The sequence below is a fragment of the Sphingomonas sp. M6A6_1c genome, from assembly GCF_053345135.1.
Genome location: NZ_JBKEZO010000006.1, coordinates 305,497 through 325,648 on the forward strand (window position 1 = coordinate 305,497; position 20,152 = coordinate 325,648).

Annotated in this window: 19 protein-coding genes; 11 read left to right on the forward strand and 8 right to left on the reverse strand. The window is 68.8% G+C overall.

Annotated elements, in window-relative coordinates; translation table 11 throughout:
* Positions 1-63: 63 nt before the first annotated feature.
* From ACLBWH_RS14735 to hisI, 5 genes are all read right to left on the reverse strand, one after another.
* Positions 64-1,377, reverse strand: coding sequence for an NAD(P)/FAD-dependent oxidoreductase (locus ACLBWH_RS14735; RefSeq protein ID WP_447799638.1), 1,314 nt, complete (start codon positions 1,375-1,377; stop codon positions 64-66).
* Between the two features lie 565 nt (positions 1,378-1,942).
* The gene (locus ACLBWH_RS14740) at positions 1,943-3,745 is read right to left on the reverse strand and encodes an acyl-CoA dehydrogenase C-terminal domain-containing protein (protein WP_447799639.1); all 1,803 of its coding nucleotides are present in this window, start codon (positions 3,743-3,745) and stop codon (positions 1,943-1,945) included.
* Between the two features lie 4 nt (positions 3,746-3,749).
* A complete protein-coding gene (locus tag ACLBWH_RS14745; protein ID WP_322849608.1) occupies positions 3,750-4,175 on the reverse strand; it encodes a MerR family transcriptional regulator in 426 nt (141 codons plus the stop codon).
* A gap of 37 nt (positions 4,176-4,212) precedes the next feature.
* Complete coding sequence (locus ACLBWH_RS14750) at positions 4,213-4,707, reverse strand: hypothetical protein (RefSeq protein ID WP_447799640.1); 495 nt, start codon at positions 4,705-4,707, stop codon at positions 4,213-4,215.
* On the reverse strand, positions 4,704-5,063 hold the full coding sequence (gene hisI / locus ACLBWH_RS14755; protein ID WP_447799641.1) for a phosphoribosyl-AMP cyclohydrolase: 360 nt from the start codon (positions 5,061-5,063) through the stop codon (positions 4,704-4,706). Before hisI ends, ACLBWH_RS14750 begins: the two co-directional genes overlap by 4 nt.
* A 141-nt stretch (positions 5,064-5,204) precedes the next feature.
* Here hisI and ACLBWH_RS14760 point away from each other — a divergent pair, with 141 nt between their 5' ends.
* From ACLBWH_RS14760 to ACLBWH_RS14770, 3 genes are read left to right on the forward strand one after another with little or no spacing between them, the layout of a single operon-like run.
* Positions 5,205-6,479, forward strand: coding sequence for an MFS transporter (locus tag ACLBWH_RS14760; protein WP_447799642.1), 1,275 nt, complete (start codon positions 5,205-5,207; stop codon positions 6,477-6,479).
* The gene (gene cysK, locus ACLBWH_RS14765; RefSeq protein ID WP_447799643.1) at positions 6,476-7,396 is read left to right on the forward strand and encodes a cysteine synthase A; all 921 of its coding nucleotides are present in this window, start codon (positions 6,476-6,478) and stop codon (positions 7,394-7,396) included. Before ACLBWH_RS14760 ends, cysK begins: the two co-directional genes overlap by 4 nt.
* Positions 7,393-8,760: a cell wall hydrolase gene (locus tag ACLBWH_RS14770; protein ID WP_447799644.1), complete on the forward strand. Its 1,368-nt coding sequence runs from the start codon at positions 7,393-7,395 to the stop codon at positions 8,758-8,760. Before cysK ends, ACLBWH_RS14770 begins: the two co-directional genes overlap by 4 nt.
* A 42-nt stretch (positions 8,761-8,802) precedes the next feature.
* Here the strand turns inward: ACLBWH_RS14770 and ACLBWH_RS14775 are convergent, their stop codons facing one another.
* Positions 8,803-9,054: a DUF7218 family protein gene (locus ACLBWH_RS14775; RefSeq protein WP_447799645.1), complete on the reverse strand. Its 252-nt coding sequence runs from the start codon at positions 9,052-9,054 to the stop codon at positions 8,803-8,805.
* Positions 9,055-9,180: 126 nt separating this feature from the next.
* Between ACLBWH_RS14775 and purF the strand changes: the two genes are divergently transcribed.
* Both purF and ACLBWH_RS14785 read left to right on the forward strand, forming a co-directional pair.
* On the forward strand, positions 9,181-10,638 hold the full coding sequence (gene purF / locus ACLBWH_RS14780; protein WP_322849614.1) for an amidophosphoribosyltransferase: 1,458 nt from the start codon (positions 9,181-9,183) through the stop codon (positions 10,636-10,638).
* 3 nt (positions 10,639-10,641) lie between these two features.
* Positions 10,642-11,349: an SDR family NAD(P)-dependent oxidoreductase gene (locus ACLBWH_RS14785; RefSeq protein WP_322849615.1), complete on the forward strand. Its 708-nt coding sequence runs from the start codon at positions 10,642-10,644 to the stop codon at positions 11,347-11,349.
* A gap of 518 nt (positions 11,350-11,867) precedes the next feature.
* On the opposite strand, the gene ACLBWH_RS14790 is transcribed toward ACLBWH_RS14785, so the two are convergent.
* Together ACLBWH_RS14790 and ACLBWH_RS14795 are read right to left on the reverse strand one after the other, a co-directional pair.
* The gene (locus ACLBWH_RS14790; RefSeq protein ID WP_447799646.1) at positions 11,868-13,073 is read right to left on the reverse strand and encodes a class I SAM-dependent methyltransferase; all 1,206 of its coding nucleotides are present in this window, start codon (positions 13,071-13,073) and stop codon (positions 11,868-11,870) included.
* Between the two features lie 27 nt (positions 13,074-13,100).
* Positions 13,101-13,997 carry a histone deacetylase family protein gene (locus ACLBWH_RS14795; RefSeq protein WP_447799647.1) on the reverse strand — a complete coding sequence of 299 codons (897 nt, stop codon included), beginning with the start codon at positions 13,995-13,997 and terminating at the stop codon, positions 13,101-13,103.
* A 54-nt stretch (positions 13,998-14,051) separates the two neighbouring features.
* On the opposite strand from ACLBWH_RS14795, the gene ACLBWH_RS14800 reads away from it, so the two are divergent.
* The 6 genes from ACLBWH_RS14800 (at position 14,052) to ACLBWH_RS14825 (ending at position 20,083) form a co-directional block, all read left to right on the forward strand.
* On the forward strand, positions 14,052-15,035 hold the full coding sequence (locus ACLBWH_RS14800) for an alpha/beta hydrolase (RefSeq protein WP_447799648.1): 984 nt from the start codon (positions 14,052-14,054) through the stop codon (positions 15,033-15,035).
* Positions 15,032-15,526, forward strand: a complete 495-nt coding sequence (locus tag ACLBWH_RS14805; protein WP_447799649.1) for an RNA pyrophosphohydrolase — start codon at positions 15,032-15,034, stop codon at positions 15,524-15,526. The genes ACLBWH_RS14800 and ACLBWH_RS14805 overlap by 4 nt, the downstream gene beginning before the upstream one ends.
* A 48-nt stretch (positions 15,527-15,574) precedes the next feature.
* Positions 15,575-16,507, forward strand: coding sequence for a DUF481 domain-containing protein (locus ACLBWH_RS14810; protein ID WP_322849620.1), 933 nt, complete (start codon positions 15,575-15,577; stop codon positions 16,505-16,507).
* A gap of 125 nt (positions 16,508-16,632) precedes the next feature.
* Entirely contained in the window at positions 16,633-17,838 is a 1,206-nt protein-coding gene (locus ACLBWH_RS14815; protein WP_447799650.1) for a hydrolase, read from the forward strand.
* Positions 17,835-18,851: an arginine N-succinyltransferase gene (locus ACLBWH_RS14820; protein ID WP_447799651.1), complete on the forward strand. Its 1,017-nt coding sequence runs from the start codon at positions 17,835-17,837 to the stop codon at positions 18,849-18,851. The genes ACLBWH_RS14815 and ACLBWH_RS14820 overlap by 4 nt, the downstream gene beginning before the upstream one ends.
* On the forward strand, positions 18,845-20,083 hold the full coding sequence (locus ACLBWH_RS14825; protein ID WP_447799652.1) for an N-succinylarginine dihydrolase: 1,239 nt from the start codon (positions 18,845-18,847) through the stop codon (positions 20,081-20,083). The genes ACLBWH_RS14820 and ACLBWH_RS14825 overlap by 7 nt, the downstream gene beginning before the upstream one ends.
* Positions 20,084-20,152: the final 69 nt, after the last annotated feature.

A 20,152-nucleotide genomic window follows, 5' to 3' on the forward strand; every position in this document is an offset into this window, starting at 1 on the left:
TGGCGGCTTGGCAAAGCAGCTTGGTTTGCCCCGCGGATAGGCTGGATTTCAGCGCTCGCCGGATCAGTGCAGCTTGAGCCGCGGCCGGACGATCCGGTTGACGTGGCCGATCACGATCAGCGCGCAACCCTTGATCCAGCCGTGGATGGCGATCAGGTGCATCCGGTACAAAGAGAGATAGACGAACCGCGCCAGCCGCCCCTCGATCGCGAGCTTGCCGCCGACCAGATTGCCCATCAGCGTGCCGACGGTCGAGAAGCGGCTGAGCGACACCAGCGAGCCATGATCCCGATAGACGAATGGCCGCAACGGCTTGCCCGCCATCAGCTGCCTGAGATTGACGAAGACCGTCGCCGCCATCTGATGCGCAGCCTGCGCGCGCGGCGGCACCGGTCGGTCGCTGCCCGGCAGCGTGCACGCCGCGCAATCGCCGATCGCGAAGATCCGCGCGTCGCCGACGCTCTGCAAGGTCGGCGTCACCACCACCTGCCCGCCGCGGGCGAGGGCGAGGCCGTCGAGACCGTCGGCGATCGGCACCGCCTTCACCCCCGCCGCCCAGACCATCAGATCGGCATCGATCCGCTCGCCGCCGCCGGTGGTCAGGCCGTCGCGGTCTGCGGCGGTCACCGGCGTCCCGGTCAACACGTGCACGCCGAGCGCTTCCAATTCGCCGCGGGCGGCATCGGCGAGCCGGTCGGGCAAAGCGGGAAGGATGCGCGGACCCGCCTCGATCAGTGTCACCGCGAGCCGGCTCTCATCGAACACCTCCAGCCCGTAATGACCGAGCGCGGCGGCGGCGTTGAACAATTCGGCGGCCAGCTCGACCCCGGTCGCGCCGCCGCCGACGATGGCGATGCGGACGTGCGCGTCGCTGGCCGGGTCGGCGGTCATCGTCCGCGAGACGCGCAGGCAATGATCGAGCAGCCGGTCGCGGAAACGGTCGGCCTGCGCGCGGCTGTCGAGGAAGGTGCAATTCTCCGCCACGCCGGGCGTGCCGAAATCGTTGGTCACCGAGCCGTAGGCGAGCACCAGATAATCGTAGCGGATCGAATGCGCGGCGATCACCTCGCGCCCCCGATCGTCGAACACCGGCGCCAGATGGACCTGCCGCGCGGTCCGGTCGATCGCGCGCAGCGTGCCGTAGAAGAAGCGATAGCCCCAGCGATGGCAATGGCTGCGATAGCCGACCTCGTCCATGTTGGCGTCGAGCGAGCCGGTCGCCACCTCGTGCAGCAGCGGCTTCCAGATGTGCGTGCGGTTGCGATCGACGACGATGATGTCGTGCCGCCTGCGGCCGTAGCGCGCGCCCAGCCGGGTGGCGAGTTCGAGCCCCGCCGCGCCGCCGCCGACGATGACGATCTGGATCTTCGACGTCATGGGTCCGTCTCCGCGTCGAACGCGCGGGCGGCCGGTGCCGCCTGCGCGTAGGTTACGGCATCCCCTCGCTCCCGGTCACCGGACCGGGCCGGTGCGGCGACCATGAACGCGGTCGACCTGCTCGTCTTGCGGCGCAGTATATCGTCCGAGGACGGTTTGGGTAGATGTCGAACCTTGGCGTCCGGCTTTCACCCACGCCGTCATAATGGTGAGCGCGAAGACTTGGAGGAATGCTTTATGTACCCCGGCGGAGGCCGGGGCCCAGTTGGGTGACGGTTCGGAACTACTTACAACGGCCTTCCCAACTGGGCCCCGGCCTTCGCCGGGGTACAGCCTTTGGGGTTTGTGGCGACTCTCGCAGAGCTGCCGAAAGCGCGGCGCCTTCGGCCAAACTTCACCAATGCTCCCGCGCAGGCGGGAGCCCAGGAGTCACGCGCATGGTGGGTCGTTGCTCTGCTTGGCCCTGGGTTCCCGCATCCGCGGGAACACAGGATGGGAAATCGGCTGTCGCAAAACCCCGCGGAAGCACGAGCACCGGCGTCCAAAGCGCCGGCGCCCCCGCGGCTCACGCCGCGCGGAACATCTCCGGCGGCAGTGCCATCAGGCTCTCCGCGCCGCCCTCGATCTTGCGGCGCAGCGCACCCGCGTCGGGCGCGATCCGCTCGGCGAAGAAGCGGGCGGTGACCAGCTTGGCGTCGAGGAACGCGGTGTCGCCCTCTCCCGCAGTCTTCAGTTCGGCGGCGGCCTTGGCCATCCGCAGCCACATCAGGCCGGTGGCGACGATGCCCATCAAATGCATGTACGGCACCGCGCCGGCGCCGACATTCTCCGGGTTCTTCATGCCGTTCGCCATGAACCACATCGTCGCCGCCTGCAGCTCGCCGAGTGCCTTCTTGAGCGCGACGGCGATCGCCGCGGTCGCCTCGACGCCCTCGGCGGCCGTCGTTTCCTCGGTCACGATCTTGAACAGGGCCTGCACCGCACGGCCGCCCTTCAGCGCGAGCTTGCGGCCGACGAGGTCCATCGCCTGCACGCCGTTGGTGCCCTCGTAGATCATCGCGATGCGGGCATCGCGGACATATTGCTCCATGCCCCATTCGGCGATGTAGCCGTGGCCGCCGTAGACCTGCTGCGCGTTGGTCGCGACCTCATAGCCCTTGTCGGTGCCGACGCCCTTGATCACCGGCGTGAGCAGGCCGATCAGGTCGCCCGCCAGCTCGCGCTCCTCGTCGGTGCCGGCATGATGCTCCAGATCGACCTGCAACGCGCCCCACAGGCAGAGCGCGCGCAGACCCTCGGTCCACGCCTTGCCTTCCATCAGCATGCGGCGGATGTCGGGGTGGACGAACAACGTGTCCGCTTTCTCCTCGGGCTGCTTCGGGCCGGTGAGCGCGCGGCCCTGACGGCGGTCCTCGGCATATTGGACGGCGTTCTGATAGGCGACCTCGGCGATGCCGAGCCCTTGCAGGCCGACGCCGAGCCGTGCCGCGTTCATCATGATGAACATCGCGGCAAGGCCCTTCATCTCCTCGCCGACCAGCCAGCCCTTGGCGCCGTCATAGTTCATCACGCAGGTCGAATTGGCGTGGATGCCCATCTTGTGCTCGATCGAGCCGCAGGTGACCGCATTGCGCTCACCCAGGCTGCCGTCGTCGTTGACCAGCACTTTGGGGACGACGAACAGCGAGATGCCCTTCGAACTGTCCGGCGCGCCCGGCGTCTTGGCCAGCACGAGATGGATGATGTTGTCGGTCAGGTCGTGCTCGCCGGCCGAGATGAAGATCTTGGTGCCGGTGATCGCATAGGAGCCATCCGCCTGCGGCTCCGCCTTGGTGCGGATCAGGCCGAGATCGGTGCCGCATTGCGGCTCGGTGAGGTTCATCGTGCCGCCCCATTCGCCCGACACCATCTTGGGGACGTACATCCGCTGCTGCTCGGGGCTGCCCTTGGCGACCAGCGCGGCGATCGCGCCGTGCGTCAGGCCGGGGTACATGGCGAAGGCCATGTTGGACGAGATCATATATTCCTGGAAGGCGATCGACACGACGTGCGGCATGCCCTGGCCGCCATATTCCGGCGCATTGCCCAGCGTCGCCCAGCCGCTCTCCACATATTGGCTATAGGCTTCCTTGAAGCCGGCGGGCGTGGTGACGCTGCCGTCCTCGTTCCGGGTGCAGCCTTCGAGGTCGCCCGACTGGTTGAGCGGGAACAATACCTCGGCGACGAAGCGGCCGCCCTCCTCCAGCACCGCCTCGACCACGTCGGGAGTGGCGGCGTCGAAACCGGGCAAATTGGCGTAATTCTGCAGGCCGACGACATGTTCGAGGATGAAGCGCGTGTCGCGGACGGGGGGCGTATACTGGGGCATCCGATTATCCTTGTGTGTCGGCGATATGGACGGCCTCGACGACCGCCACGAATTCGGTGAGCTCGGCGATGGCGGCGTCGATGTCCTGCTTCTGGCGTTCGAGCAGTTCGATCCGTGCGCGGCAGCGGTCGATCGACACCTGCCGCTGGAGACGGCGGCCGTCATCGAGATCGTAGAGGTCGATCATCTCGCGGATCTCGCCCAGGCTGAAGCCGACGCGCTTGCCGCGCAGGATCCAGGCGAGCCGCGCGCGGTCGCGATGCGAATAGATGCGCTGGGTGCCGCGCCGCTCGGGTGCGATCAGCCCCTCGTCCTCGTAGAAGCGCAGCGCCCGCGCGGTGACGCCGAACTCCTCGCAAAGATCGGAAATCGTGAAGGAGTCGCGATCGTGGCGATGTTCGATCACGGCATAAGCGGGTGACGAGGCCATGCACGGATTATTACGTCACGTTTACGTCAACGTCAACTCACTCCCCCACGCTGCACAGCCGTTTTCCCGATGGCGTGCGCAGCGTCGCCGCCTCCGCCAGCGCGCCGCTGAGCCGCTCGACGGTGAGCGAATCGAGCGAGGCGCGACCGGTGCAATAACGATCGCAGGCGGCGGGCATCGCGGCGGGGAAGACGATGCGCTCGCCATCGAAATGCGCGTCGAAGCGACAGGGGCCGAAGGCGACGGCGACCCGCTCGCCGCTGCGGCGCACGGTGCCAGCGGCGGCGCAGCCCTGCCCCTCGCCGTAATCGATCAGCGCGCCGATCCGGAACGTGTCGCGGCCGGCGGGGACGATGCAAAGCCGGTCGGTATCGGCGGCCCACGACCCGGTGAGGCCGGCGCGCGCGGGATCGCCGACGAGGCCGGCACGCTGCGCCGCGCGTTCCAGCCGGCTGCCCGGCGTGTCCTGCGGCGCCGGCGGCGGCGATCCGCAGCCGGCGAGCAGCAGCGTCGCCAGCAACGCGCGCCTCATCCGATCGCCTGCAACCGATCGCCGTCGACGCGGCGGTAGAAACAGCTCGCGGCGCCGGTGTGACAGGCGGGGCCGGCGGGATCGGCGATGATCCACAGCGCGTCCTGATCGCAGTCGATCCGCATCTCGACCACGCGCAGCACGTTGCCCGAGGTCTCGCCCTTCTTCCACAACCGCGCGCGGCTGCGCGACCAGAAGGTCGCCTCGCCGCTCGCCTGCGTCGCGGCGAGCGCCTCGGCGTTCATGTGCGCGACCATCAGCAGCGCACCGTCGCGGGTGGTGACGACCGCGGTGATCAGCCCGGCGGCATCGTATTTGGGATCGAGGACGAGTTCGGTTTCGCAGGGGTCGGCCATATCGGCACGTATAGCGGGTGCGGCGGCGGCGTCATCCTCCCGTGCGGGGTGACGCGACCCCCGTCCGTCGCGGCAGCCGAACCCCGATCAAGTGCAACTATGTTGCCCTTCCGTTGCGCACGCGGCAAAGCTGCGCGCCACATGGCCACCCATCCCTTCCGTATCGCCAATTTCCGCAGCTATTGGCTGTCGCGCCTGTCGGGGACGATCGCGCAGACCGCGCTGGCGATCGTCATCGGCTGGCAGGTCTATGGCCTCGCCCGCGAGACGATGGACGTGCGGCAGGCGGCGTTCCTGCTCGGCATGATCGGCGCGGCGCAGTTCGTGCCTTTGTTCCTGCTCACCCCCGTCACCGGCCTCGTCGCCGACAGCGTCGACCGGCGCTGGATCGTCCGCGCGACGACGGCGGTAATCGCGCTGGTCGCGGCGTTCCTCGGCGTGCTGACCTATTGGGGCGACCTGACGCTGCCGGCCTTGTTCTTCGCGGCGGTGGTGATCGGGGTGGTGCGCGCCTTCACCGGCCCGGCCTATTCGGCGCTCGCCCCCAATCTGGTGCCGCGCGAGAGCCTGCCGACCGCGATCGCGATCTCGTCGATCGCCTGGCAGGTCGGCTCGATCGCCGGCCCCAGCGTCGGCGGCCTGCTCTACGCCATCCACCCGGACGTCGCTTATGCGACGATCACCGGGCTGTTCGTGCTCGCGCTGGCGACGATGTTCCTGATCGGCCCGGTGCCGCAGCCGCCGGCGCAGACCGACAAACATCCGCTCACGCGTATCCTCGACGGCTTCCGGTATGTCCGCAACAACCGGCTGGTGCTGGCGACGATCACGCTCGACCTGTTCGTCGTGCTGCTCGCCGGGGCGACCGCGCTGCTGCCGATCTACGCGCGCGACATCCTGCACGTCGGCGCGCAGGGGCTGGGCGTGCTCGCCGCGGGCATGGGGATCGGCGCGGCGGTGACCGCGGTGTGGTTCTCGGTGCGGCCGATGGACAGCAACGTCGGCACCAAGATGCTGATCGCGGTGATCGTCTTCGCGGTCGCCGTCCTCACCTTCGGCCTGTCGACCTCCTTCCCGCTGAGCCTCGCGGCGCTGATCGTCGCGGGCGGCGCCGACATGGTGTCGGTCTACGTCCGCCAGTCGCTGATCCAGCTCCACACCCCCGACGAGATGCGCGGCCGGGTGAGCGCGGTGTCGCAGCTCACCATCTCGGCATCCAACGAACTCGGCGAGGCGGAGAGCGGGCTGATGGCGTCGTTGCTCGGCCCGGTCGGCGCGGTCGCGTTCGGCGGGATCGCGGCGATCGTCGTCACCTTGCTGTGGGCGCGGCTGTTCCCCGAACTGCGCGCCGCACGGACCTTCGACCCGCCAGACATGTTACAGATCGAACCGCAGCACGGAGAAGCCAAGCCATGAAGGCCAACACCATCCTGGAAACGATCGGCAACACGCCGCACATCCGCGTCGCCAAGCTGTTCCCCGATTCGGAAGTCTGGATCAAATCCGAACGCTCCAACCCGGGCGGGTCGATCAAGGACCGTATCGCGCTCGCGATGGTCGAGGCGGCGGAAGCCAATGGCGACCTCAAGCCCGGCGGCACGATCATCGAGCCGACCAGCGGCAACACCGGCGTCGGCCTGGCGATGGTCGCCGCGGTGAAGGGCTATAAGCTCGTCCTCGTCATGCCGGAATCGATGTCGCTCGAGCGGCGGCGGCTGATGCTCGCTTATGGCGCGACCTTCGACCTCACCCCGCGCGAAAAGGGCATGAAGGGCGCGATCGAGCGTGCGCTCGAGCTGGTCCATCAGACGCCGGGTTCGTGGATGCCGCAGCAGTTCGAGAACGGCGCCAACATCGACGTCCACGTCCGCACCACGGCGCAGGAGATCCTCAACGATTTCCGCGATACGCCGATCGACGTCATCATCACCGGCGTCGGCACCGGCGGCCATATCACCGGCGTCGCCGAGACGCTGAAGAAGCATTGGCCGAACCTCAAGGTCTTCGCGGTCGAGCCCGCCGCCTCGCCGGTCATCGCCGGCGGCCAGCCGGGGCCGCACCCGATCCAGGGGATCGGCGCCGGCTTCATCCCGCGCAACCTGCACACGCAGGCGCTCGACGGGGTGATCGAGGTCGACGCCGCGGTCGCCAAGGACATGGCACGGCGATCGGCATCGGAAGAGGGCATCCTCGTCGGCATTTCGTCGGGCGCGACGCTCGCCGCGATCCTGCAGAAGCTGCCCGATTTGCCCGATGGCGTCCGCGTGCTCGGCTTCAACTATGACACAGGCGAGCGCTATCTGTCGGTGCCGGACTTCCTGCCCGAACAGTGACGCGTCCTTCACAGGCGCGCAGCCCGGCGTGGCTGCGCGCGGTGCTGGCGGCGACCGCGATCGTCGCGGTCGCCGTCCCCGCCCTCGTCGTCACCCATCCGCCCGCCATTCCGCAGCCGCACACGCGTGTCGCGCTGCATCGCCGGGTCGTGCCCGCCGCCGAACTGCCGCCGGTCGAGCCGGTGACGTTCATCGACCTGACGCCGGAGGACGCCAAGGCGTTCAATGCCAGCGTGCCCTTTTCGGACTTGCCCAATCCGGCGGCGCGGCCGTTCCGCTTCGCCGGCGGTTCGGAGGATCGCGCGCGCGCGACCGACTGTATGGCGGCGGGCGTGCTCTACGAGGCGGGCGACGACACCGAGGGTGAGCGCGCGGTCGCGCAGGTGGTGCTCAACCGCCTGCGCCATCCCGCTTTCCCCAAGACCGTCTGCGGCGTCATCTTCGAGGGGCAGGAGCGCAGCACCGGCTGCCAGTTCAGCTTCGCCTGCGACCACGCGCTGACCCGCTGGACGCCGACCGCCGATGCGTGGCGGCGCGCGCGCGAGGTCGCGACGATGGCGCTGGCCGGGGCGGTCTATCGCCCGGTCGGCTATGCCACGCATTACCATACCGATTGGGTCGTGCCGTACTGGCAGGCGAGCCTCGACAAGGTCGTCGCGGTCCACAGCCATCTGTTCTTCCGCTGGACCGGCTGGTGGGGGACGCCGCCCGCGTTCAACCGCCAGGTGAGTTCGAGCGAACCGGTGATCGCGCAGCTCGCGCCGATTTCGGACGCGCACAAGATGGGCGGCGCGCTCGCCGAGGCGGATGCGGCGCTGCTCGATGCATCGGCGGCGCTCGGGCTGGTCGCGGCGGACGGCGTGGCGGGCGAGACGGCGCCGTTCACCGCCTCGGCCGGCGACGGCGACAGCTTCTTCGTGACGCTGCCATGGGGCGTGCAGACCGAATTGTATCCGACGATCGCCGCCAAGGCGTGCGGCGAGCGCAAGGCGTGCCGCTTCTCGGCGTGGAGCGATGCGGCGAAGACCCCGGCCGCCGCGCCGCTGACCGCGGATCAGGTCGCAGCGATGGCGTTCAGCTACCTGCGCGACCGCGATGCGGGGGTGGAGCGGACGCTGTGGAATTGCACCAAATATCCGCGCCCGGACCGGCACCAGTGCATGAAGCAGCAGGTGCTGCTGACGGCCGTGCCGGTCGCTACGGCGACGCCCGTCCCGACCGCAACGCCGGTGGCGGAGCTGGGTGGCGTGCGGCGCAAGGGGGATGCGGCGGCACCCGATAGTACCGGGGCGAAAGGGCCGAGTTCCGCCTTTCCGTCCGCCTCGTCCTCTGCGCGGCACCTGCCGCTCGCCGGGCAGCCTTAGATGCGCCTTTAAATCCTCCCCCTGGCGGGGGAGGAATTTCAGTTACTTGTGGCTGCGGATCGCCTTGATCAGCGCCGCCTTGTCCATCTTCGATCGGCCCTCGATGCCGATCTCGCGCGCTTCCTTGAGCAGGTCCGCCTTGCTGCGCGCGTCCAACGTCCCGCCCGGGTGGTCCAGCGTGCCGGCCGCCTTGGCGTTGGCGATTCGCGCCGCTTTCTCCTTGGAATTGCCCTGTTTCAGCAATTCCTCGTACAAAGCGTCGTCCTTGATCTGCGCACCGTGGTCCTTGGCCATCACCCTCTCCTTCCGGCGCCCGAAACGCGTATCGCGACAATCGGTTCGATTTGCGCATTACAAATACGCGACAAACGCGGAATGCGCTCCTATATGGCCACCCGCACGATGTGAGCCCCCGCCACCATGCTGACGACCCATCCGTTTGAAGACGACAAGCTGCACGAAGAGTGCGGCGTATTCGGTGTATCCGGCAGCGATAGCGCCGCGGCGCTCGTCGCGCTCGGCCTGCACGCGCTGCAGCACCGCGGCCAGGAGGCGGCTGGGATCAGCAGCTTCGACGGCCATCACTTCCACACCCATCGCGCGATGGGCCATGTCGCCGGCAATTTCGACCGCGACGACGTGATCCGCGCGCTGCCCGGCGACTATGCGGTCGGCCACGTCCGCTATTCGACGAGCGGCGAGACGGCGCTGCGCAATGTCCAGCCGCTGTATGCCGAACTCGCCAGCGGCGGCTTCGCGGTCGCGCATAACGGCAACATCTCCAACGCCATGAAGCTGCGGCGCGAGCTGATCCGGCGCGGCTCGATCTTCCAGTCGACCAGCGATACCGAGACGATCATCCATCTCGTCGCGACGTCGAACTATCGCACCCTGCTCGACCGCTTCATCGATGCGCTGAAGCAGATCGAGGGCGCCTACAGCCTCGTCGTGATGACGCCCGAGGGGATGATCGCCTGTCGCGATCCGCTCGGCATCCGGCCGCTGGTGATGGGCAAGCTCGACGGCGCGGTGATCTTCGCCTCCGAAACGGTGGCGCTCGACGTCTGCGGCGCGACCTTCGAACGGCAGGTCGAGCCGGGCGAACTGGTCATCGTCCAGAACGGCGAGGTGCGCTCGATCCGCCCGTTCGCGCCGATGGCGCCGCGGCCGTGCATCTTCGAATGGGTCTATTTCAGCCGCCCCGATTCGATCGCCGGCGACCAGTCGGTCTATACCGTGCGCAAGGAGATCGGCGCGCAGCTCGCGATCGAGACGCCGGTCGACGCCGACCTCGTCATCCCGGTGCCCGATTCGGGCGTGCCGGCGGCGATCGGTTATGCGCAGCAATCGGGCATTCCGTTCGAGCTCGGCATCATCCGCTCGCACTACGTCGGCCGAACCTTCATCCAGCCGGGCGACAAGGTCCGTCACCTCGGCGTCAAGCTCAAGCACAACGCCAATCGCGCGCTCATCAAGGGCAAAAGGATCATCCTCGTCGACGATTCGATCGTGCGTGGCACCACCAGCCTCAAGATCGTGCAGATGATGCGCGATGCTGGCGCGGCCGAGGTGCATATGCGTATCGCCAGCCCGCCGACGCGGCATAGCTGCTTCTATGGCGTCGACACGCCCGAGCGCGCCAAATTGCTCGCCGCCAAGCTGGACCTCGGCGGGATGACCGACTTCATCCATGCCGACAGTCTGTCGTTCGTTTCGATCGACGGCCTCTACAAGGCGCTGGGCGAGGCGAAGCGCGCCGAGATCCGCCCGAAATATTGCGATGCCTGCTTCACCGGCGATTATCCGACGACGCTGACCGACCAGGACGACAGCGTTGCGGTCGACCAGTTCGCGATGCTGGCGGAGCGGGTCAACTAACGCATGGCCCAGCCGCTTGCGAACCAACTCGCGCTGGTCACCGGCGCGAGCCGCGGCATCGGCGCCGCCACCGCGATCGCGCTGGGCGCGGCGGGCGCGCATGTCGTGCTGACCGCGCGCACCGCGAAGGATTTGGAAGCGGTCGAGGAGACGATCTTCGACGCCGGCGGCTCGGCGACGATCGCGCCGCTCGACCTGACGCAGACCGACAGTATCGCGCGGCTCGCCGCCGCGGTCGGCGAGCGCTGGCAGGCGCTGGACGTGCTGGTGCTCAACGCCGCGATGCTGGGCAGTCTCGCGGCGGTGCCGGCGATCGACGCCAAGGAGCTGGCACAGGTGCTGACGCTCAACGTCAGCGCGCAGGTGGCGATGATCCAGGCGTTCGACCCGATGCTGCGCAAGGCGGCGGCGGGCAAGGTGATCGGCCTGACCTCCAGCGTCGGCCGCAATGCCCGCGCGTATTGGGGGGCTTATGGCGCCTCGAAAGCGGCGTTCGAGACGATGCTCGGCGCTTATGGCGACGAAACCGCGGACATCAGCAAGATCCGCACCGCGATCGTCGATCCCGGCGCGACGCGGACGAAGATGCGCGCGCGCGCCTATCCGGGCGAGGCGCCTGATTCGGTCAAGCCGCCCGAGGTGGTCGCCGAGCGGATCGTCGCGCTGGCGATCGCTGGTTTCGAGGCAGGACACCGCGAACGCGTGGGCTGATTAGTCCTCCGCCGCCAGGGGGAGGGGGACCGTTCGGCGCCAGCCGAATGGTGGAAGGGGGAGGATAGGGCGGCAGCTCGATTGTCAAAGCTCCCACCCTTTCCTCCCCCTCCGTCAGCGCGATGCGCTGCCACCTCCCCCTTGCGGGGGAGGAATTTAACGGCTTGTCGCGCTGGCGATCGCCGGCTTCGAGGCAGGACACCGCGAACGCGTGGGGTGACCCTAACTCCTCCCCCGCAAGGGCAGGGCTATCGCATATGACGTTCCACGCAATGTTCCACGCAACGATGGGTACGTGACCTTTCGCGAGGTTGGCATTTTCCAATTGAGCTGCGGGCCTCCGGCGCACGATCGCAACTCAAAAATTTCATATGCGATTACCCTGCCCGCAAGGGGGAGGTGGCAGGCCGAAAGCCTGACGGAGGGGGAGGATACGGTTAGGTCCGCGTTTGCGGAAATGCCCCCTCCACCATTCGCTTCGCGAACGGTCCCCCTCTCCCGCTGAAGCGAGGGAGGAATTAGCGCGTCTTCACCAGTGTCACCTGCGCGACGTCGATGCCGCGGCCGCGGAAGCCGCCTTCGCAATACATCAGGTAATAGCGCCACAGGTCGCGGAAGCGCGCGTCGAGCCGCGCCGGCAAACGCCCCGCCTTGTCGGCATTCTCGAACCGTTCGCGCCAGTGGCGCAGCGTCTGCGCATAATCGAGGCCGAAGCTGTGATGGTCGGTCCACGCCAGCCCCCGTGCCCCGCACAGCGCACGAAAGCGGCTCTCCGACAACAACATGCCGCCTGGGAAGACATAGCGCTGGATGAAGTCGACGCTCGCCGCGTAGCGGTCGAACACGTCGTCGGCGATGCTGATATATTGCAGCGCCGCGCGCCCGCCGGGTTTCAGCACCCGCGCCAGCGTGTCGCAATAGGCGGGCCAATAGGCCTGCCCGACCGCCTCGACCATCTCGATGCTCGCGACCGCATCGAATTGCCCGGCGACGTCGCGATAATCGGTCAGCGCCACGCTCACGCCGGGCAAGCCGCGCGCATCGACCGCCACTTTCTGCTCGGTCGACAGCGTCAGCGCATGGACGCGCCGGCCGCCCGCCGCCGCCTTCGCCGCGAACGAGCCCCAGCCGCAGCCGATCTCGAGGATCGTCTCGCCCGGCGCCGTGCCGGTGCGATCGAGGATCGCGGCGAGCTTGCGATCCTGCGCGCTCTCCAGCGTGTCGCCGCGCGCGAAGATACCGCTCGAATAGGTCAGGCCGGGGTCGAGCCATTCGCGGTAGAAATCGTTGCCGAGGTCGTAATGGTCGGCGATGTTGCGGCGCGCGCCCTGTTTGTCGTTGCGGCGCAGCCGGTGCCAGAGGCGCAGCAGCAGCTTCGACCCGCCACCCGCCCGCGCCACGTCGGCGAGTTCGACGCGGTTGCGCATGAAGAGATCGAACAGGGGCACCGGATCGGGGCTCGACCAGTCGCCATCGCGCCACGCGCGATACCAGCCGACCGAGCCGCCCGTCACCAACCGCACCAGCGCGCGCCAGCGATGCAGCGTGACGATCGGCACCGGCCCCGGCTTGCGCCCGCCGAGCAGCCGGTGGGTGCCGTCGGGCAGCCGCGCCTCGATGCCGCCGCTCGCCAGCCCGGCATCGATCCGGTTGAGCAAGCGGTGGAAGATCGGGGCGAGCGCGCGTGTCTGAAATGTGTCCGCAGCCATGTCGCGGGCGCTCATGCCGCAGCTTGCCCGATCAGGGAAGGGTCAGCGCGCGGCGATCGCCTCGCCGAGCGTCAGGATCGCCGCGACGTGGCGCTGCGCGATCTCGAGCGCGTCGTCGCCATAGCCGCCGCCGACCGTGCTCGCGAGCGGGATGCCGCGGGTCAGCCGCGCGATCAGCCGTTCGCGCTGCGCCAGTCCGTCGAGCGTCAGCGACAGCCGCCCGAGCCGGTCGCCCGCGAACGGATCGACCCCGGCCTGATAGAGGACGAGCTGTGGCCGGTGCTCGGCGAGAAAGGGGGTGAGCGTCGCCGCGAGCGTCGCGAGATACGCCGCGTCGCCGATGCCGTCGGCCAGCCCGACGTCGAGCGTCGAACGCGCCTTGCGCGCCGGGAAGTTCTTCTCGGCGTGGATCGAATAGGTCGCGATCTCCGGCCGTCCGGCGAGCAACGCGGCGGTGCCGTCGCCCTGATGCACGTCGCAATCGACCACGACGAGACGGTCGACCGTCCCCTCCTCGATCAGCCGCACCGCGGCCAGCGCGAGGTCGTTGAACACGCAATAGCCCGCGCCGGTGTCGGCGACCGCATGATGGCTGCCGCCGGCGGTATTGGCGGCGAAGCCGTGGTCGAGCGCGAGATGCGCCGCCAGCCACGTGCCGCCCGGCACCGCCTGCGCCCGCGCCGCGACCTCTGGCGTGATCGGGAAGCCGATGCGGCGCGTCTTCAAATACGGCACGTCCGCGGCCAGCACCTCGGCGACGTAACCGGGGTCGTGCACCGCCTCCAGCCAGCGCAGCGGCATCGGTTCGGGCTCGTGCCACGCCACCCGCGCGCCCTCGGCGAGGAGGAGGTCGCGGATCAGGCCGTTCTTGTTCCAGCGGTAGGTGGAGCGCGCCGGCGCGGGCGCGACATAGGCGGGATGATGGACGATCGGGATCACGATCGGTAATTGGGGATGCGGCGGCCGTTCCCCAAGCCGCCTGCGGAGTGACGCATGACCGATACGCCCCCTGACGTCCGCCCGGACGTGCGGAGTTTCCTCGACTATCTCAATGCGTTGCCCGGCCCGGCCAGGCACGAGATGCCGCCCGCCGAGGCACGCGAGGCATTCCGCGCGACTCGCACCGTCACCGATCTGCCGGTCGGCGAACTGGCGGTGGTCCGCGATCTGGCGATCCCCGGCCCGGCCGGCACGATCCCGGCGCGGCTGTTCGACGCGCGCGCGACGCGCGTTCCGGGGCCGGCGCTGGTCTATTTCCACGGTGGCGGCTTCGTCGTCGGCGATCTCGATACGCATGCCGGCGTCTGCGCGGAGATCGCGCGCGTGCTCGACGTGCCGGTGGTGGCGGTCGACTATCGCCTCGCACCCGAACATCGCTGGCCCGCCGCGCCCGACGACGCCGAGGCGGCGGCGCGCTGGGTGGCGGGGAGCCCGGCGACGCTCGACCGCAGCGTCACCAGCCTGATCCTGTGCGGCGACAGCGCCGGCGGCGCGCTCGCGATCGTCACGGCGATGGCGTTGCGCGACGAGCCGGCGGCGGTGCCGGTGATCGTCCAGGCGCCGATCTATCCGGTCGTCGACGGCGGCATGGACTATCCGTCCTATGAGACCTTCGCGGAGGGCTATCTGCTGACCCGCGAGGCGATGGAATATTACAACGCGGCTTATGGCGCCGATCCCGAAAGCCCGCGCGCGAGCCCGCTGCACGGCCGGCTGAAGGGCCTGCCGCCGGCGGTGCTCGTCACCGCCGGTCTCGATCCGCTGCGCGATCAGGGCCGCGCGTACGCCGCCGCGCTGGTCGAGGCAGGCGTGCCGACGGTGTTCCGCGAGGCGGCGGGGCTCATCCACGCCTTCGTCGTCTTCCGCAAGGCAATCCCCTCGGCGCAAACCGATGTCGCAGGCTATCTCGCGGCCTTGAAGGACGTGATCGCCGAGGCCGAGGGTACGCGCGTCATGACACAGGCGGCCGGACGATGAGCGACATCAAAAGCCTCCCCTATCGCCCCTGCGCCGGCGTCATGCTGGTCAATCGCGCGGGCAAGGTCTTCGTCGGCCAGCGGATCGATACGATCCTGGAGGCGTGGCAGATGCCCCAAGGCGGGATCGACCCCGGCGAGGACGCTTATGCGGCGGCGATCCGCGAGCTCGGCGAGGAGACGGGGATCACCCCCGACAAGGTCGCATTGATCGCCGAGGCGCCGGACGAATTCTTCTACGACCTGCCCGACGACATGGTCGGCAAGGTGTGGAAGGGCAAATGGCGCGGCCAGCGCCAGCGCTGGTTCCTGTTCCGCTTCCTCGGCGAGGACGGCGACGTGCGGATCAACACGCCCCACCCCGAATTCCGCGCCTGGCGGTGGAGCGATCCGGACGATTTGCCGACGCTGATCGTGCCGTTCAAACGCGATCTGTACGAGGCCGTGCTCGCCGCGTTCCGGCCTCAGCTCGGCGCAGACCAAACGGGGTGAGCGGATTTGGGGGTTTCCTCTACGGACTCAACGGGTAGAGCGCGCGATGTGCGCGCTACCTTGCTGTCCCCGATCCTCATCCTGATCCTCGCTCCGCTGCTGCTCGCCAATGCGCCGGCGGATGGCGAGCCGGACGACAGCAAGGTGCCGATCCCCGCCGCGATCCGCTCGATGCTCGATGCGGCGATCGAAAGCGGCAACGACGGCGACGTCTCGGTGGTGGTCAAATACGCCCGGCTCGCCGATCCCGCGAGCGCCGACGCGGTGCTGGCGATCGCGCAGAAATGGCGCAGCGACCGTGCGCAGGCGCGGCAGACGACGATCCGCCAGGCGAGCATGTTCGACCTGTGGAGCGGCCGCGCCGAGCTCGGCGGCTACATCACCACGGGCAACACCGACAGCAAGGGCGGCTCGGCTGTGCTCGACCTGACCCGCGAAGGCCTGCAATGGCGGCACAAATTCCACGCGCAGGCGGACTATCAGGAAAACGCCGGGATCACGACGCGCGAACATTATCTCGCCAGCTACGAACCGAACTACAAGATCAAGGATCGCGTCTACCTTTACGGCGCGGCGCAATATGAGGAAGACCGGTTCCTCGGCTTCTATCACCGTTACTCCGCCTCGACCGGCGTCGGCTACAGTGCGATCAAGACATCGGCGATCCGGCTCGACATCGAACTCGGCCCCGCGTTCCGCCAGACCGCCTTCACCGACGAGACCGACCAGAGCAATATCGCCGGCCGCGGTACCCTGGCGTTCAACTGGCGGCTGCTGCCCGGCCTGTCGGTGACGCAGAATGCGTCGGCGTACGTGCAAAGCTCCAATTCGACGCTGAGCGGCACGACCTCGGTCAACGCCAAGCTGATCGGACCGCTGTCGGCGGCGCTATCGTACAACGTGCAATATGAAAGCATGCCGCCGGTGGGCTCGCTGTCGACCGACACGACCAGCCGCGCGTCGCTGGTGTACAGCTTCTAGGCTTTATAGGATCCTCCCCCTTGATGGGGGAGGAATTGTCATCTTCCACGAGTTGAATGTCGATCGGTCTTAGCTCCACCCTCACCCCGGTTCCCCCCGCCGCGTCCATCGGCTAACGTCCCCGGATGAGAGGATTGCCGGACGACGAATACGCGCTGGTCGGGACGATCGACCAGGCCGCGATGCTGGATCAGGTCGAGCGCTGGGCGGCGGTGAACAGCGGGACGCGCAATCTCGCCGGGGTCGGGCGGATGGCCGGGCTACTCGCCGACGCGTTTGCGGTGCTGCCGGGGGAGATCACGCTGGTCGAACCCGAAGCGGCAGAAGCGGTCGCCGCCGACGGCAGCGTCGCGGCGATCGCACACGGCCGCCACCTCCACCTGCAGGTCCGGCCCAAGGCGCATGTGCAGATGCTGTTCACCGGCCATATGGACACCGTCTACCCCGCCGATCATCCCTTCCAGACGCTGACCCACCGCGCCGACGGTACGATCAACGGCCCCGGCACCGCCGACATGAAGGGCGGCCTCGCCGTGATGCTCGCCGCGCTGCGCGCGGTCGAAGCGGCGGGCGCGTCGCGGCTCGGGTACGAGGTGGTGATCAATTCCGACGAGGAGACGGGTTCGCTGTCTTCCGCCGCGCTGCTCGCCCGCGCCGCGCGCGGCAAGGTCGCCGCGCTGACCTACGAACCGGCGCTGCCCGACGGCACGCTCGCCGGTGCGCGCGGCGGCACGGGCAATTTCTCGATCGTCGTGCGCGGGCGCAGCGCGCATGCCGGCCGCAATCCCGAAGACGGTCGCAATGCGATCGTCGCCGCCGCCGCGCTGGCGGTGCGCCTCGCCGAGGCCCGCGCACCGGGGCTTGCGGTCAATCCGGCGCGGATCGACGGCGGCGGCCCGAACAACGTCGTCCCCGATCTTGCCGTGCTGCGCGTCAATTTCCGCCCCGCCGCCGCCGCGGAGATCGCCCGCGCCCGCGCCGCGATCGACGACGCGGTCGCGCAGGTCACGGCGAGCCACGACGTCGCCATCGCCGTCCACGGCGGCTTCAACCGCCCGCCCAAGCCGGTCGATGCCGGCGCGGAGGCGCTGTTCGGGCTCGTCGCCGCCGCCGGCGCCGATCTCGGCATCCCCATCGCGTGGCGGGCGACCGGCGGTGTCTGCGACGGCAACAACATCGCCGCCGCCGGCGTGCCCGTGGTCGATACGATGGGCGTGCGCGGCGGCGCGATCCATTCGGCCGACGAATTCATGATCGTCGACAGCCTCGCCGAACGCGCGGCGCTGTCGGCGCTCACCATCCACCGCATCCTGCGAAAGGGGCATGCATGACCTTCCGGATCAGGGCGGCGCGTGCCGACGACCTGCAGCATCTCTACGAAATGGCCAAGCTCACCGGCGGCGGCTTCACCAACCTGCCGCCCGACCGCACCGCGCTGCGCGGCAAGCTCGAACGCGCCGGCGCCGCCTTCGCGCGGCAGGACGGCGCGGTCACCGACGAATTGTTCGTGCTGATGCTGGAGAATGCCGCGACAGGCGAAGTGCGCGGCACCTGCCAATTGTTCACCCAGGTCGGCCAGCAGCATCCCTTCTACAGCTATCGCCTCGGCACGCTGACCCAGCACAGCAAGGAGCTGGCGCGCACCTTCCGCGCCGAGATGCTGGCGCTGACCACCGATCTGGAAGGGTCGTGCGAGGTCGGCGGCCTGTTCCTCCATCCCGGCGAGCGCGCCGGCGGCCTCGGCCTGCTGCTCGCGCGCAGCCGCTATCTGTTCATCCGCGCGCACCGCCAGCGCTTCGCCGACCGAATTCTCGCCGAGCTGCGCGGCGTGATCGACGAGGCGGGCGGCTCGCCGTTCTGGGACGGGCTCGCGGGGCGGTTCTTCGGGATGAATTTCCAGGACGCCGACCAGTTCAACGCGATCAACGGCCATCAGATGATCGCAGACCTGATGCCCAAACATCCCATCTACACCGCGATGCTCTCCGAAGCGGCGCGGTCGGCGATCGGCCTGCCGCATCCCAGCGGCCGCGCCGCGATGCGGATGCTTGAGAACGAAGGCTTCAGCTACGAACATTATGTCGACATCTTCGACGGTGGTCCGACGATGACGGCGCGCACCGATCGGGTGAAGACGGTCGAACAGGCGCGCGAGCGGCGGATCGTGTCGATCGACGGCGACGACGGCGACGAGTCGCTGGTCGCAGTCGGGCGGCTGGCCGACTTCCGCTGCGCATTCGGTATGGTGCGGCACATCGACGGCGGCATCGCGCTGTCGCGCGACTGTGCCGAGGTGCTCGGCGTGCAGGCGGGCGACGAAGTGTTGCAGGTGCCGCGGTGGTGATCGAGATCAATTTCGACGGCATCGTCGGGCCGAGCCACAATTACGCCGGCCTGTCGGTCGGCAATCTCGCCGCGACCGCGCATGCCGGACAGGTGTCGCGACCGCGGGCGGCGGCGTTGCAGGGGCTCGACAAGATGCGCGCCAATCTCGCGCTCGGACTGACGCAGGGGGTGCTGCTGCCGCATCGCCGGCCGGACCGGCCGTGGCTGGCGGCGCTGTCGACCCGCTACGAAGACGCGCAGCCGCTGTTGCAGGCGCAGGCGATGTCGGCCTCGGCGATGTGGGCGGCCAATGCCGCCACCGTCTCGCCGGCGCCGGACACCGCCGACGGCCACTGCCATCTCACCGTCGCCAATCTGATGACGATGCCGCATCGCAGCCACGAATGGCCCGAGACGCTGGCACAGCTCCGCACCGCCTTCGCGCACGACGCCTTTGCGGTGCACGGCCCGATCCCCGCCCCGTTCGGCGACGAGGGCGCGGCCAACCATATGCGGCTGGCCGCGGCGCACGATGCGCCGGGGGTCGAGCTGTTCGTCTACACCATCGCCGGCGGCCATTTCCCCGCCCGCCAGCACCTGCAGGCGAGCGCCGCGATCGCCCGCGCGCATCGGCTCGATCCCGCGCGGACGCTGTTCGTCCAGCAATCCGAAGAGGCGGTGGCGGCCGGTGCCTTCCACAACGATGTCGTCGCGGTCGCCAACGCGCGCGTGCTGTTCGCGCACGAGCGCGCCTTCGCCGACAAGGACCGGCTTTACGCCGACCTGCGCCGCCTGCTGCCCGAGGTCGAGATCGTCGAAGTGCCGGAGAGCGAGGTCAGCCTCGCCGACGCGATCGCCTCCTACCTGTTCAACGCGCAGCTCGTGACGACCGCGCAGGGCCCGACGCTGGTCGTGCCGATGGAGGCCAGGGCCAATGAGAGGGTATGGTCCTGGCTCGAACGCCATCAGGCCGGCAACGGCCCGATCCGCCGGGTCGAGACGGTCGACGTCACCCAGTCGATGGCGAATGGCGGCGGCCCCGCCTGCCTGCGGCTGCGCGTCGTCGCAGACCCCGCGACGATCGACCCGCGCTTCCTCGTCGATGCGGCGAAGCTCGATGCGATTCGCGCGGTCGTCCGCCGCTGGTGGCCCGAGGCGATCGACCCCGGCGCGCTCGGCGACGCCGCGCTGATCCGCGACATCGAGATCGCGCACGACCGGCTGTGGGAGGCGCTGGGCCTGTCGGGTTAATTGACAGTTAACCCTGTGCACCGAAAGGGAAATGGCGGTTTTCCGCCACTGGCCCGGTGCTTGCGTAGG